We start from the raw sequence: 17,003 nt of genomic DNA on the forward strand, positions 1-17,003 counted from the left end.
ATATATTCAATTTACTGATATTAAGTCAAGTAATTCATTATCAATAATTTACTTAAAAATAACCAGTAACAACTTGTACTGCAGTACATATCATGAATTTTCTACTTTTTTATAGACATCATTCTCCAATGTACCTACATCATCAAATATGAGTTCTGGTAATACAATTAAATTATATGATTCATCTGTTCTATCAAACCAGTACACCATGTGATCAATACTACCATCAGTAAGCTTATATCCTTTTTCAAGTAAATCACTAATCTGATTTTGAGTGGCGTTAGAAAACTTTAATACTTTTCTACCATTAAATGTTAATATATTCTCATCAATAAGTTCTAATTTATTTCCCGGTAATGCATTCGCTATATTTTTTTGAACAAACTTAGAATACCCTAAATTAATTCCTTTGTGTCCTGATTGTACAACTAACCTATCTGATCTTATATGAGGACTTTCATCAATTACTCTATGAATATTATTTGTAGATATTTGATCAAATACAGCATGGTTAGTATGGATAGAAAGTGATGTTTTAGCTCTAGTGATACCTACATAGAGTGCCTTTAATTCGCCATCTTGAATATTTCTATATTCATTATCATAAAGCAGTATCACATGATCAAACTCTTTACCTTTAGCTTTATGATATGTTGATACCATAACTTTTGACTCTAAATAATAGTCACTTAATGAGGCTTCATATAAAAATTCTTTAAAGTCAGAAATATAGATAATTTTCGAACTTGTCTTTTTAAATGATTCTAGAATTCTTATCAATAAGTCATAATTTTTACTATGAGTAAATTGATTCTTAAATTTATTCATCGCTGATTCCCAGTTTACATCTGTAATATTTACAGAATCCATCTTAACTAATGTCTGGTAAAAATGATTAAGTTCATATAAATGGAACAATTTAAAATCTTCATTATTTTGAATAAGTGATGCTTGTACCTTATGCTTTTTTAATAATCCTGTAATTTCAAGTGCTTGTTCATTAGTTTTTGTTAATATACACGTTGTGCCTTGATAAGAAGAATGAATAACCTCATTAACTATTGAAGATACATAATTACGATTCAATTGTCTAGTAATCTTAATCGTTCCATCTTTATCGGTAAAGGATCTTATTGGAGTTGATTTTAATCGATTTGGGATTTTCATAGCAAATTGATTTGCAAATTCAACTAAATTATTCTTACTTCTAAAATTCACAGTCAGTTCATAAAATGCATTTTCTTCTTTGGCTATTTGTCTAAAATATTCTGATGAAGAACCTCTAAATTCAAAAATATTTTGATCATCATCTCCTACTGCGATGACTGTTAGATTTTCATTGTAGTTAATCAATGCTTGAATGAGATTAAACTCATCTTCATTCATATCTTGTGCTTCATCTATGACTAAAACTGCTCTTGTAACTTTATAAGCATCAACTTCATTATTAATAATTAACTGGGTTGCATCTTTTATGATAGTATCTGTTTTCTCTAAGTCTCCAACTTTGCCTAACAAATCAAAAGCAAACGAATGGAAGGTAGTTATATCTATATAATATGCAGGTGGTCCTATTAAATCTAATAATCTAGACTTAAACTCAACCACTGCAGCTCTAGAAAATGTTAGCATTAATAATTGTTCTTGTCTGACATCTTCCATATGGATAATCGATGCTAGTTTGTGAACTAGTAATTTTGTCTTGCCACTTCCAGGTCCTGCAGCGACAGCGATTCGCTTATGGTGTTTCTCTGTAATAACACTTAACTGTTCAGTCGTGAGAGTGCCAAATAGTTCTTTAAACTTTTTAGGTGATAGATTACGATCTAGTTCTTTTCTTCTTGAACCAGAAAAATACTTATTTAAAAAATATTCAAAATCAAATTTGAAATAGTCATTAACAAATGTCAATGCGCTTTCATAATCCTTAAGCATTTTGGATGCGTATTCACCTACAATATGAATTTGATGCATCTTACCCTTATAAAAATCTTCAAGTTTCTTGTAATCTGTTTTTGTAAACTGCTTATAATTATCTTTAATTACTCTTTCTACATTAATCGGAGAGTAAATAACCATAAATCCACCTTCAATATGTAGTGCATGTATCTTTTGAAGGAAGAATATGGCTTGTTCAATATCTTTTTGTTCAATCGATTGATCTAAAAATCCTTGTATTTTTTCATAGTGATATTTAAGTTCCAAAATAGAAAACGAAACAAGATTTTCACTTTGATCAGTTTTCGGCGTAAATGATTTGTTAAATAAATAAGAAACAATGACTGAAGATATTTGGTAAAGTCTATCTATGTGTTCTATAATCGTTTCTCTATCGCCTTCAAGTAAAATCTTTAAACTATCTTTTCCTTCTTTTGATACCATAATCAGTTTTGAGATTTCTAAATAATTGAGTGCGGCTCTAAGGCTTTTAGTTGTACAATTGAGTTCAGCATCATGTGCGAGTTCATTTAAATTTTTTATATTATAAATCTTTGCATCATGACTCACATGATTTAAAATAAAGCGCATGAGTTTAACATTATCTTCTAATGTTTTTACTGCTTGAGTAGGTTTTGTATTTGATTTGATATGTGAATTTAAATCTTTATCATCAGAAAGTATTTTAGCTTCTCTTAATAAACCTATGGTTTTTATTACATCCTTTTTATCTATTCCTAAAATATCAGAAATATAATCTACTCTACTTTCCGATTCTGCATTACCAGCCTTACTTCTATATTTACTAGAAATTAGCATTTGCATAATACGTTTAGCATGAATTAAATCCTGATTAATGAATAGACCGGATTGTTCAATCAATTGATTTGCTTCTATAACACTATTTACGATAATACTGTTTGCATATAATCTTGGAGAGTTTTGTCCTCTCTTTAGATATCCTGCATCTTCTAAAGCAGCAATTGCTGTAGTTACTCTTGTTTGTAAATCCATAATGCTATCATCCCATCCAGCCATTTTAGCAATCTCTAATGCGGACTGAGAAACATTATCTCTTAACTTAGTTAAATCCTTAATAGCCTTCCAAATAGACTGAATTTCTTTAATGTTTAATTTACTTGAGTTCAGCATATCAAAATGTTTATTCAAATCATCTTCATTGTATAAAACATAACAATTGGCATTTATATTTTCATTACGACCTGCTCTACCAGATTCTTGTACATAATTTTCAAGTGAATCCGATATTTCATAGTGGATTACACAACCAACATCAGACTTATCTACGCCCATACCAAATGCAGATGTAGCAATCATAATTTTTGTTTGACCTGTCATAAATTTATCTTGTTCTTTAACCTTTTGATCGATTTCCATACCACCATGGAAATAAGAAACATTAAAATTATCAGAAGTCATCTTATGATATAAAGTTTCAACTGTTTTTCTTCTAGATGCGTAAATGATTGTTGGTCGGTCTTCTTGTTCTACAATACTACGCATCAATGGATATCTAAGTGCTTCTTCTTTAACATCCATAACTTTATACTTAAGGTTTTTTCTTGAACTATCTGTTTTAAAAATTTTCATTTCTAAATTCAGTTTTTTTCTAAAATATTCAGCAATGTCTTCGATGACATTTTGTTTAGCTGTTGCAGTAAAACAAGAAACCGGAATCGGATATTCCTGTTTCTTTATTTCTTGGATTTTCTTTATAAAATCACCTATATATAAATAGTCCACTCTAAAGTCATGACCCCAAGTTGAAAAACAGTGTGCTTCATCAATAACTATTCTAACAACATGTCGGTTGATTAATAAGCTTTCAATAGTTTTTGAACGAAGTGATTCTGGAGCAATATATAAAATACCAGCCGATCCATCACTTACTCTTTTAATCGCGTTTGCTCGCTGTATTGGATCAAGTAATCCATTAATTGTCACAGCAGCTGTGACACTCTTTTCTTCTAGATTATCTACTTGGTCTTTCATAAGTGATTGCAAAGGTGATATAACAACAGTTAACCCTCTAGTTGCTTCACGACTTATTAATGCTGGTAATTGAAAGGTTAATGATTTTCCTCCACCCGTTGGGAATACAGCAATTAATGATTCACCTTTTAATGCAGATCTTACCGCATTTTCTTGCAAATTATCTCCATCAAAGGTTCTAAATTTTTCATACCCATAAATTTTATTAAGTGCAATGACTGGATTAATCTTTTGTTCACAGTATGAGCAACCTTGATAACAAAGAGTTCCTCTAAGTTCTGTTAATATAACTTCGACATATGCATAGTTTTTTAATACCCAAGCAGGTAACAAAGATTCAACATTATTAGTTTTTATAAGTGTTAATGCGTAGGAAAGTTCAATTGGATGTTTTTTAATATATTGATGAAGGTTTGAGTTTTTACAAATTAAACCTTCAAATTTATACATGATTAAATCATAAAGATTTCTAATTTTTCTCTTAAATTTGATGTATTTGAAAAAGCCTTTAAATCCTTCTTTATCTGATAGTAGATTAAAGAATATATCTTTCATATCCTCATCAAGATTGTTAAATGCCTCAATGATTTCTAAAAATAATTTTTTTGAATTCATTGCATCATTGAGTGGGTTATTTAGTGTGTCTGTTTCTAATTTATCATCTTTAACTAATTTATGATACGGTTTTTCAGGAAACAGTAATGTAGATAGAAATAGTGTATCTATAGACATATCTTCATGAAATATTTTTCCATATTTTAATCTTCTTAAATACACTAAGTCATGTTGAACTATATTATGTCCAACAAAAAAATCAGCTTTTTTGATGAACTGGTAAAGTTCATCTGGATTAGCTGTATGTATATACTCACCTTTATCATTAAGACAGCCTATATCTTTAATCTTAAAGTTTTGACTGACTTCTGTGTCTATATAAAATGTCATTATATATCTTAATCATAGAAATAAAAATCTGTTTATTAAACTTAAACTATGATCCCCTTCATGTGTTTAATGATATTCATAAGGCTATTTTAACATTAATCTAAGAAAAAAGGAAATAACAATGTATTTCCTTCATCTCTTTTAAATATTAAATCTATTAAATATTACTCAATATATAACTAAGTGCGTCTTTGGCTTTCTTTCTGATTAAGAATTTATGAGATCTACTATTTCTATAGTTTCGTAGACAATTTGTACAAGAAACCTCTTCATTACAGCAATTATTGCTTACCGAAAATAATGATCTTTCTAATATACTTATTAGTCCATCTTTATTAAGTAGTTGTTTTACGTTTCCAGCCCCACCATATGTTGTATCATAAAAAACGAATGCATATTTTTCGAGTCCATCTCTAACTAAAACTCCATTTATGTCATTAAAATCAATTTGAAGATGTGCGGTAATACCATTTGTAATTGCTGTTAATGTAGAAAGGGCAGTATCAAAGTCCATATTCATATTAATCCTTACCTTTATAACATCAGTACTAACGATATGTCCAAGTTTTGTTTGTTCAATCTTAGTGTTATGACACACTTTACCTTTAAATGTTTTATGGCTTAAATCATAGCTGAATAAATCTCTTTTTTCTTTGTCTAACTTTGCATATCCGCATGTAGTACAATAAAAAAACGGATTCTCATTGATAATCAAAAGCCTATCATCAGTAGTTTGCTGAATTAATACTAAATCGTTAATGTTTAAATCAGCATTATAGGGTTCGATAGTTCCAAGATAGGTTATTTCAGATGAATATGTTTTTTTAGGCTTTATCATGGAACTTTCCTTATTTTTATCATCATTTATAAACCCTAGATTAGGTTCTATAAAACTTAAATGCTTTGTTTCGGATTCACATAATTCACAATGATAATCATCTGTTACTAGTAAACTAACATGGGTTTTTCCACAATCTTTATTTTCACAACGATAATAATGATATTTTGTGAGCCTTCCTTCTTTAGGTAATATGATATATCTTGATGTGTACTTAATCTTATCAACAACGACCTCAGAATCAGGAGCATATTCTGATATGGCTACCGATAAATCTCTTGTTAAATCTAAACTCTTGTTAAACTGTTCCTTAGCTCTATCAAAAACCTTTAGTGGGACAACGTTAATTGGAAATCCATACCCAGGAATAACATTATATTTAGCTAATGCATCAACTATACCCATAGCAAGCAGTTCTTCTCGTTGTTTTTTAAATGCTCCTGCATCTAGATACCTTTTTTCAGCTCTAGATCTTTCCTCGGCATCCTCTAAAATACTTATCTCCGATTTTACCTTTATAATAAATTTATTCATGAGTGAATCTTCTTGGAATATTTCTTCAAACCATCTAAAATTTTTGAAATATTCATACATCTCATTATTTAATATGTTTTTAATTTTACCTTCTATATATTCTTTGTTTTTATCTAGATAATCTTTAAAAATTAAATTCAAATCGGATATAAATGTGCTTAAATTTTGTTCGAAATTATCACTTCTGTAAAAAGTACCTATACAATACGCCATGATGTGTCTTATAACTATCTTCTTGTTATCAAGTTTGAAATGTGGTGGGTTTATTTTACCTTCAATCATTGGAATAGGATCATTAAAATATATTTGGTCATGTGAATTATGGTTTGCATATGTTAATACAAACGCTACAGATTCATCACTTCTACCAGCTCGTCCTGCTCTCTGTGCATAATTTGCGTTTGTTGGAGGAACATTTCTCATTAGAACTGTATCAAGAGATCCAATATTAACTCCCATCTCGAAAGTTGTTGAACTACTTAATACATTTATTTGTTTTGATTTAAATTCTTTTTGATATTTTCTCCCTTGTTCACGAGTAATTTGACCAGTATGTTCTTGAACAACAATACTGTTAATCTTTCTACTAAGATATTCATTTCGGTAAAAATTATCTTTTAATATAACATCAGGATCGCATACATTTAATGTACCTGAACAGTCACCTTTTATGCAGACATTGTTTATATTATGAGTGGTTAAAGTCTTACATTTATTACATTGATACCAAGTTGAATCTTTTCCATTAATGATTTTGTAGGACGATAGTTCAATTTGGCTTCGACCATCTGAGTTTTCTTGTTGTATTAAAAGTCCGTGTGATAATAAATTCCATAATTTTTCTGAATAGTCATTCACTTCATCCGTACTTAAGCTATATGCTTTTTTTAGATATCTAGTTAAATTGTTGGGGTTACTCTCTATTTTAGGTAATAGACTCTTTACTGACAAATCCTCATATTTTCTCGGAAGTTTAAGCTTTACATAATTATCGAATCTACGGTATTCTAGATATTCCTTTTTATCTTCTTGAGTCAATCCCGACTCATCATATTTAATTGCGGGTGTTGACCTAAAGATATCTGTGAATATGCATAAGAGATCTTTTAGCTGATTTATGTTAACCTTGGGAAGATATTCTTTCAAATTATCTTCTGAAACTTGTTCTAAAATACTATCCAATATTGGTTCAAAACTTAATAGACCCAACCCTTCTAGACTATTTACCCCATCAGATTTAAATAGTTCAAGTAGTACTGTTATGTAAGCTTGTTGTGTCTCTGTTGTTTTTATTTTTTCATTGTCTTTAAACAGATTATAATCATGAATGGTGCGTTCAATTTTTGAAATAACTTGATTAATAGGACCGGTTATACTATGTTTGAGAAGTAGTGCTTTTCTCGTGAATTTGTTTTGTGTTTCTTGAAAAAATAATGCATAAAAGCTAGCTTGTTGGCGACTATCAGAAAATGCCAAAAATTGCTTATTGTGATGATTATGTGGCAAATTATACTTGGGTTTTTCAAAAATATTAACCTTATCTTTTTGTTTCTCATCTAATCCAGATTCTTCGCTATTTTCCATTGACTTTAATAGTATTTGAGATAATAATGCTGTTGACTGATCTTTACCTAATCTAAATGAGTTTAAAATTCCTGTTTTGTGAGAGGTTTTTCCACATATAACACACTCTGTTAAATTAGTTTTCCCTTCTTTTTGATCTTTATTTATTTTTAATAGTCTTACTTTGTATTCTTGTCCACAGTTACATTCAGATGGTAAATGTTGACTTTCTTCGTGAATTTTTCCGCATTTTGAACAAACTAGATATTCTATTAAGTTATCTGTCGGGTCATCAATTTTTTCTAGAACATCAGCCTTTATTAAATAAAACTCAATCCTTAAATCTTCAAAATGTTCATAATTTTCATATAGATCAAGTTCACTTCTAAATAGTTTTCCCTCATGTTCTTTACCTACTATATACATCTCGTTACAATTTTTACATACTGCAATTTCAAATGCCCACATATCATCAATTTTTTGTCTATTAGTTATTCTAAGTTTAGCATCAGGATTTAATGATACAAATGCCCCTTCCAATGTTCGAACAAAAAAATGATACTTAATATCATAGATTCCCAATCCAGACTTGCTTCTAGCTTGGGTAATCAATGTAATAAGTGAAATGAAATTCTCTATGTTTAGTGAATTTGAAAATCCCTTAAGTTCAAATAAAGCATCTTCAAAACTTTTGGTGTTTTTTAGAATTCCACTTAAGAAATGAACATTTTTATCGGCTGATAATAATTCAAATAAATCATTAGCATTATATAGAGATAGAATATCATCATAACTTTTTTTATCGTTTATTCTGTTCAAAAGATCAGAATAATGTTTTGGATCAATTTGATACTTTGTAGCATAAATTGTTGGAAAGACTCTTTTGGAATAAATAATATCTTTCTCATAAAATTTTGAACTAGTCAGTTTTTCAGCAAAATCTACAATGTTCTTCTTATCGTTTAAAGTGCTTCCTAAAGTAGCACTAGTTAAAATAAACTGAGGTGTTTTCATTGCAAAAACTTGCAGTCTCTTTAATAAGTGTGAAACCTCTGTTGCTAGAATTCCTCTATATGTATGTGCTTCATCTAAAACCATAAATGACCAATCCATCAAAGAGTCTTGATTTAATACTGCACTATCTTTTGGTCTAACCAACAAATATTCCAACATTGAGTAGTTTGTAATCAAAATATTAGGTGGATTATTTCTAATTTCATCACGAGTTAGAAGTTCGTTAATTGGTGGTTTAATTTCATCTGTATCAAAATTCTCAATTATAAATTGTTCTCTATTAATACCCACGTAATTCCCCTTTGATGTTTCACGTCGATATGTTGGTGGTGTGTCACCTGTAAAATATCCAAAAGTTATCTGAGGTATGTTGTTTAATATTTTTCTTAATCTTTCTAACTGATCATTTACTAAAGCATTCATAGGATATAACAAAATTGCTTGTATTCCTTGTAGTTTACCTTCTTTTTGTATTTTTTTAAACAATTCATTTAAGATAGGGTAGAGAAAGGATTCAGTTTTCCCACTACCCGTACCTGTAGTTACAACAATATTATCTTTCTCAATTATTCTTAAGATGGACTCATATTGGTGTTCGTATAATTGTTGGTTAAGATTTATATCCATGATATTTTTGAATAGTGAGGATATAGTGCCGTTCTTTATTAATTGTTCAAGAGAAAAAGATTTTTGAAACGGTAATTCTAACTTTAAAAATGGACCCTTCGTTAAAACGGAATTTTCCAACTCTTCACTAAAATCGTTACTATATTTTTCATTATTGAGAATAAATGTAGATTTTACATATTTTGAAAACTCTTCTTTGATATATTTCGATTGTTCTAATGGGTTTTTTCTCATTTTATGAAGTCCTTTCTTGGATCTATCTCTAGAATCACAGGTATTTTTATTTGGAGCAACTCCATTTTTTCCTTTGCTATTGGATGTCCCATTTTTGCTGCAGATTCATAAAATTTTAATGCAATGTTTTTATACTTAAGTTCTTCATTTTGACTGATACCTGATCCGGAGTAATAGCTATTTGCAAGTGAAACCATAGCTTCAATATTTCCTAATGATGCGGACTCCTCCCAGAGTGAGTATGCAATAGAACGACTTTTCTCTACTCCTTCTCCCAGCATATATGCTTTGCCAAGCATATAAAGAATCTTCATCAACTTTTCTGATTTATCACAATTCACTTTCATTTCTTGAAATTTTTGAAACCTTACGAATTTGTCCAAGTTTAAATCAATATCCAAATCATCATAATAATCAATGTCTGAATAGTTTTTATTATTGTAAACTGATGTTTCATCTTGAATATAAGCTCCAATTGATTGTAATTCACTAAAACCTATTTTAAATGATATATATAGGTTTTCATCATAATCTACTTTTGCAATTATAGGTTCATTTTTCCATGAACATGTTATTTCATATAGATTATTATCATTTCCATCAATATTAATATTTTCAATTTTCTTATTGAATTTAACAGATTGATTTCTGATATTAATTTTTTGCTCTACATCCTGATTCCATAATATAATATCATTTAGATTAAAACTATGAGATTCTAAATGATTATAGTTATAGTAGACAAGAGTTTGTTTATATAGTTCTCTATGATTAGTACCTAAAAATAAATTTTCTTTTTGAATTACATACATATAGTGTTTTTCAAAAGGTTCAATTTGATTGATATTAACTAAAGTATCTGTAAGTGTTTTATCATATATGATTTCATTTTGCTTTTTAATTATCAATTTAAGCGCGTCTTTTTTGAATTCCATGATGTTAAAATCAATTGATACATGACTGTTTAAAGACATCGTGTTACAACTAATAACCGTTGGTCTTAAGTATACTTTCATCTCATTGAATCTATCGTCCATAAATATGACTTTAATCTTAACAAAATCATTACCTTTTCTTAATTGACTAAAATATGAGATATCAATTTCTGTACTACCATTTTTATTCACCAATGGTAAGGATTCAAACAATATATTGTTATTAGCGTTGAGTATTTCACATTTCTTAACATTAGATGAGATTATCAATTTATTGCTTTTAAAATCTGTACTATCAAATAATATCCAGTCGCTGGAGGTATCAAATTTAAATCTGTCAATTTTAGGGTCAATATTGTAGATAATATTATCAAATCCCAAACTAAAACATTTTCGTATCATATCATGAGTTGAAACATCCAATTTTTCTCTATTTTGAATGTTTAACACTAATGAGGAATCCATTCTATACTCTAATAACATATCTTCCATATTAAATTTTATTACTTGAAAATCAAAATATGGGTCTAAAATAAATGTTTCACTTTTCAACTCTTGTCGATTGTTATTATAAATCTTTATAGTTTTTACACCTTTATCATTTTCATCCCAATTAAGTGCTATTCTATAGTTAAAATATATTCCTCTTTTTAGAATAATTTTATCGTCGCTAGAGATTAAAACTTTTCTGTCATTTATAGTAAAATCCAATTCATCTAATTGATGTTCACTCTCAAATACAAAATACGTTACTTTTTTAAATAACTTTATCTCGTGATCATTCCTATGAACTAAAACTTGGTTTATGATTTCTCCATAAATACCTGGCTTCATTACACTTGAAAGACAAATTATCTGATTACCAATTAGATATGATTCGTCTTTTTGACTCATTAGTACAGCAACATTATAAAATTCCATTCTAGTGATATTACCACTATAGTTTGTTGCTTTATTATAAATAATATAAGTTAGTCCTTGGTATTCCTTATAATTAAATCTTTCATTACCCTCTTGATCAAAAATCATTATATCTCTATTGAGACTGTCTCCCGAAGTATAAATGATCTCATCTTCAACTTTTATTTCCAATTTAACTCCATTTAGGGGCTTTTTAATCTTTATTTTAAATATGTCTAGGCTATAGTAACCTATTCTTTCTAATATTCTATAATCTTTATTGAATACTAATTTAGTAATTTCATCGGAATCACTGATCATGACTTCTACTTTAAAGAGATTTTCTTTGTCAATATTCTTAAGAATAATAACTGGTAATACTAAAAGTACTATCTTGTCTTCTTTTCTGATTTTAAACAACGGTCTCGTTACATATTCAGTTTTTGTAGTGTATTTTCTTTGTTGTTCGAGTCTTTCTTTGTTCTCTAAAATCCATTCATCAAATGATATCTTAAATGGTGCTGGATATTCATTTGCAGTTAAATTATTATAATACCAGTCATTAATCATTTCGAGCATCATTCTAATAATATTGACCATTTCCTTAGAATAGTTTATAATGGCAATTTTTGTTGATTTGATAAGTGTGTATGTTTTTTTAGTGATTTTTTGGGGATCATTGTCATTTTCAGAAATATTGAAATCAATATTGTCATTATCTAGAGTGTTTTTTAATAATTTTGATACTCCATTTAATGTAATCTCAACCATCTCATCTAGCGGCAACCCATCCAATCTGTACCCAAAGTTAAGTCTGTATATATCATAAACAAAATAAAAGAATTTTTTGATAGAATTGTAAGGTACTGCTGCATGAACTAACGCATTAGTTATTTTAAGATTACTATAGTTATCAAACTCATCGCTTATAATTAATCTAATAACATTCTCTAACTGTTGTTGATTATTATATTGAATATATAATGATTTTAGTTCATCTCTTACGTGATCCCAAAAGTTACCGTTATAAAACTTAAATGCTACCATTGCTAAAAAAGCAATCACAACTAATTTTTTATCTAGTGTGATATACCTAGGATTTCCTTTAGTACTGTAAATAATTGATATCGCATCTCGTCGTAAATGGTTATAATATTCTTCATTGTCCAATTCGTAAAGAAAAGTATTTAAGGCGAGTTTTTTATTTTTCATGTCAGATATTAATGAATCTTTAAATTTTATATAACCTTTATCACTCCGATTCATTACATTTTTATCCTCTGTTTGTTTTAATTCAGAAAAGTATGAGGGGTTTTTAAACGTAAGATGTTTTGTTAAGAATGCTCCTGGAAATAAAAAAGGTATAGACTGATCGTCCATAAATTTTACAATTACTAAATTATCTATAATCTCTATGATTGTTCCTTCACCATATTCCCTATGTGTGACAGTTATATTAATCAATCTATTAATTAAGTCTATATTATCCACTATATCTATCCCCAGACATTTTAATGATAATATAAATATAGCATATCCCCATGTGCCAGTTTATGTTTTAACTATATTCATAGTTTCTATTAATCTCTCTTAATTGTATCATAAACTTGATTTAATTTTTATTATCTATTGATAAATGATTGATTTATATAATATGCTTTGTTAATGTGATTTGGATTTATAGTTAGTACATCTTTTTATTCTAATATATACAAATACTTCTTAATTCTTAACAAACTCTAAATTGTTTTGAGTATTTAAAATCTTTTAACCAAATCATATACATGTTTAGCGGTTTCTATTGAATCATTATCAATACTTTGCATAAGCTGATCAAACTCTAAAGTAGTTATAGAAATATCTTTTCTATTTTTAATATGCTGAACCATAAAATATAACCATTCTATATCATGAATGTTATATTTTATAAGTACATCTGCTATAAACAAGAGATATTCCTTATATCTATTTAAAGGAATAGACAGTAAGTATTCATAAACCTTTTACTACCAGACCAGTTTAAATCTTGTAACCAAATGAAAAAGAGTGAATGTTTTAATCTTACTAAAGGACTATTGGGCTTAAGATTTTGATTCATTTGATCGACTCCTATTTCCCATAATTGTAAGACTTTCTTTAAAACTTAGTTCATATAAATGATTATATAAAATAATCTTGATTTTATGTGTTAATTTGTTAATCCATTTTAATAAAAGAACTAGATACAAATTGTATCTAGCTCATTAGTCTAATTTACTTACATCTTTATGTTGATACATGATTTTGGTTATATCCATACAAACATCTTCACAATCATTGATATATCCATAAATATATGTTTCTTTTTTAGTTTTAATTGTTACCTTACCCCAATGATATTGTAAACCTCTTGCAGTTGCTTTTCTATAAGAAACATCTAATATCTCATCAGGTTTTATAATGATTCCATCATGTAAAATGAGTTCATTTTGCTCATTGATCATGATGGGTATACCTGGCGTTCTAAAATAGTCAATAACTATAAAAAAACTGATCAATGTTAGGACTAACCCAATAATTAGATAATATATCTCATGGCTACCAAAGAATAAAAATAATAAACCTATAATACCTGTAATGACATATAATACACCCACGCCACTTGATCTGGTTGCTACTACTCTCATTAACCACACATCCTTTTATAGATATATTCTAGCATATCTATAAAATTTAAGTGGTAAATTTTATAATAGATAAGAATATAACCCTAAGGTTTGATATACGCATATCCTTCACTTTGTTTCTTAACAAGAAATACAACACCAGAAGGTACAATTTTTACAAACTCTAATAAATCCTCATTATTGATTTGATTTGCTTTTAATGAATTATTACATGCAACAAAAGATACACCATTTGAAGATAACTCCTTCATTTCTATAATGTATGTATCGTTTGTTTCTTGATTCAAATAACCATGTACAGCTTGACTGTTTGCTAAAACAATCACATCAATAGTTTCTTCTATAAATCCATTTAATAAGTTTCTAACATTTCCTAATAGTAATTTCCATGGAGTCATTTCATCAATGTGAAATATTACTTTATAACTTAACATAGATATACCTTCTTTCTTATCATGATTATTTTATACCGATTTCTTCATAAATATTTTATGATGCTAAATATAAACCATCTTTTGATAATACATAGATTTCATCAAAGACAGATTCTATAAATGCTCGGTCATGAGATACAGCAAGTATAGCACCTTGAAAGTTTAGGAATAATTCATAGATTTCATCTTGATTTATAGGTGATATATTTCTTGTGGGTTCATCCAGTATCAATACATCGTATGTATTAGATACTAAAACTAATAATAAAATTTTAAGTTTTGTTCCTTCGCTAATATCTTTAATCTTATAAAGCATCTCATCTCTTTTGAGCCCTAATGTACTAAGTATTTGTCTAATCTTAGATTCTTGATATTTACTTTGATGACTAAGTACATAGTCTAAAACTGTTCTATCTTTATCCATGAAATCTAAATAGTCTTGACTGATATATCCAACCTTAACAGATCTTTTTATCAATTTTTCATAAATATGTTTAATTAGAGTTGTTTTACCTACGCCGTTATGACCGGTAATGACTACTTTATCTGTTGCCGATAGTTTTAGTTTAACATGCGGTATCAGTACACCATTGGGTAAGCTAAAATCTATGATATCTAAATCCATGATTAATTTATTAGGATTAAACTTACCTAAATCCTCAAAATAAATTGACATAGGCTCTTCTTTTTCAGGTATATCTATAAATGAATCTTTTTCTTTAAGATATCTTTTTTCTTGACTCTTTAAACTCTTAATCTTTTTCTTTAGTAATCTACCTAATACCGGGTCTCTAACTGCCTGGTCTTGTTGATGTTCTACCTTTTGATAAATCTGTCTAAACTTATCCATCTTCTTATTATAATCAGCTCTCTGTTTTCTAGCTACCATGAGGTCAGTTTCAAACTTTCTTAAATACTTTTCTTTATATGTTTTATAATCAACATTTATAAAATAAGTTTTAGGTTTTGTTTTCTTATGAACTTGTTGTAGATGAATGATCCCTGTTGCAACATTTTCTAATAATCTTTGATCATGAGATATAAATAATAAAGGGATTGTTGTATCCTTCATGAAGGATTCTAAAAACTCAATTGTCTCAAAATCCAAATCATTCGATGGTTCATCAAGTAATAACAAATCCGGACGAATCATTAAACATTTAATGAGTCCTATTTTAACCCTTTCACCACCAGATAATGACTTTAGACTTCTATCTTTAAATGCATCATAGCTCAAATTAAACTGTACAAATAGTTTATAAATAACATCTAGATAATGATATAAGTCTTCTGGGATATTTAATTCCAAAAATACTGTAACTGAAAGTGATTCATATTGATTTAAAATGTTTTGATTTAAATATGAAATCACTTTTGGTCGAATGATTTCACCTGTAACTGTAATATAATCTAATACTTCACCATAAATCGTGCTTAAAAGAGTGGATTTTCCACTCCCTTCACTGCCTATTATTGCAATCTTGTCCTCATCGTTTACGGTGAAAGATAAACCTTCAATCAAGACTAAGTCTTGTTGATGGTTTCTAATAACTAATTCCTTTACGCTTAGCATCTTATTCTCCTTTTAGTGTATGATTGAGTTTATTACCCACTAAAAGTATTTTTAGTAGGTTATTAGTTATTTTTGTACATGGTTTCACCTCTTCTTTTTGTATTATAACATATCGTTTAAAGAAACTTATCAATACGAATGAGTTCAATATGAATCTTAGTTATTTATTCTTATAGATAAGGTCATACTTTCTTTTTACATAGGATTTAAATTCTTTTGGATCTAATAATAATTTTCTAATATCTTCTAACATCTTTTTTGTACGTTTTGTTTCTAGCCAAACTTGAAGATATCCATGCTCACCGTATTTTTCTACGATATGATTATATATATCTGGATACATCGCCTCAAATGACTCATTTTCTTTATATCTAAACAGAATCGTTCGTTCAATAATTGTATCCATCGAATCCGAACGGTCTGCTTCAGCAATAATCTTTCCATAAATGGATCTTGGTGGATGTTTAGAACTTGCACGGTGATCTTCTACTGCTTCTTTCATGATGATGATTTGTTCATTATTAAAATACTTGTTAATAAATGCATCATGAAATAACATCTCTCCTCCAATAATATGATGTTTTTCTCTTTCAACAACTAACCCGACATCATGAAATGCTGCAATGGTATAAACCATGTCTAAATTTAGATCATAATCTCTTGCAATTTCTAATGAAATTTCAATCACATCATACACATGATTCCCACTGTGTGCTAAATCTAGTGTTTGATATTTTGGTAAAATTGTTGTTTCTATGTACTTTTTAAGTTCTTGATTAATCATTTATC

8 protein-coding genes are annotated in these 17,003 nt (G+C 28.3%); all 8 read right to left on the reverse strand.

The features are described from left to right. Positions 1-90 precede the first annotated feature (90 nt). On the reverse strand, positions 91-4,896 hold the full coding sequence (locus tag B5X49_RS04920; protein ID WP_045748837.1) for a RecQ family ATP-dependent DNA helicase: 4,806 nt from the start codon (positions 4,894-4,896) through the stop codon (positions 91-93). Between the two features lie 157 nt (positions 4,897-5,053). Further along, entirely contained in the window at positions 5,054-9,706 is a 4,653-nt protein-coding gene (locus tag B5X49_RS04925) for a DEAD/DEAH box helicase (RefSeq protein ID WP_045748836.1), read from the reverse strand. Then, entirely contained in the window at positions 9,703-13,032 is a 3,330-nt protein-coding gene (locus B5X49_RS04930) for a tetratricopeptide repeat protein (protein ID WP_045748835.1), read from the reverse strand. Before B5X49_RS04930 ends, B5X49_RS04925 begins: the two co-directional genes overlap by 4 nt. A 266-nt stretch (positions 13,033-13,298) precedes the next feature. Then, the gene (locus B5X49_RS04935; protein ID WP_045748834.1) at positions 13,299-13,490 is read right to left on the reverse strand and encodes a hypothetical protein; all 192 of its coding nucleotides are present in this window, start codon (positions 13,488-13,490) and stop codon (positions 13,299-13,301) included. A gap of 294 nt (positions 13,491-13,784) precedes the next feature. Next, the gene (locus tag B5X49_RS04940) at positions 13,785-14,207 is read right to left on the reverse strand and encodes a hypothetical protein (RefSeq protein ID WP_045748833.1); all 423 of its coding nucleotides are present in this window, start codon (positions 14,205-14,207) and stop codon (positions 13,785-13,787) included. A gap of 83 nt (positions 14,208-14,290) precedes the next feature. Next, positions 14,291-14,641 (reverse strand): DsrE family protein, encoded by a 351-nt coding sequence (locus B5X49_RS04945; protein WP_045748832.1) that lies wholly within the window; start codon positions 14,639-14,641, stop codon positions 14,291-14,293. Between the two features lie 55 nt (positions 14,642-14,696). Further along, the gene (locus B5X49_RS04950; protein WP_045748831.1) at positions 14,697-16,214 is read right to left on the reverse strand and encodes an ATP-binding cassette domain-containing protein; all 1,518 of its coding nucleotides are present in this window, start codon (positions 16,212-16,214) and stop codon (positions 14,697-14,699) included. 160 nt (positions 16,215-16,374) lie between these two features. Then, positions 16,375-16,998: an HD domain-containing protein gene (locus B5X49_RS04955; protein ID WP_052669879.1), complete on the reverse strand. Its 624-nt coding sequence runs from the start codon at positions 16,996-16,998 to the stop codon at positions 16,375-16,377. Positions 16,999-17,003: the final 5 nt, after the last annotated feature.

The sequence above is a fragment of the Acholeplasma oculi genome, from assembly GCF_900166985.1.
In the GTDB taxonomy this organism is placed as follows: domain Bacteria; phylum Bacillota_I; class Bacilli_A; order Acholeplasmatales; family Acholeplasmataceae; genus Acholeplasma; species Acholeplasma oculi.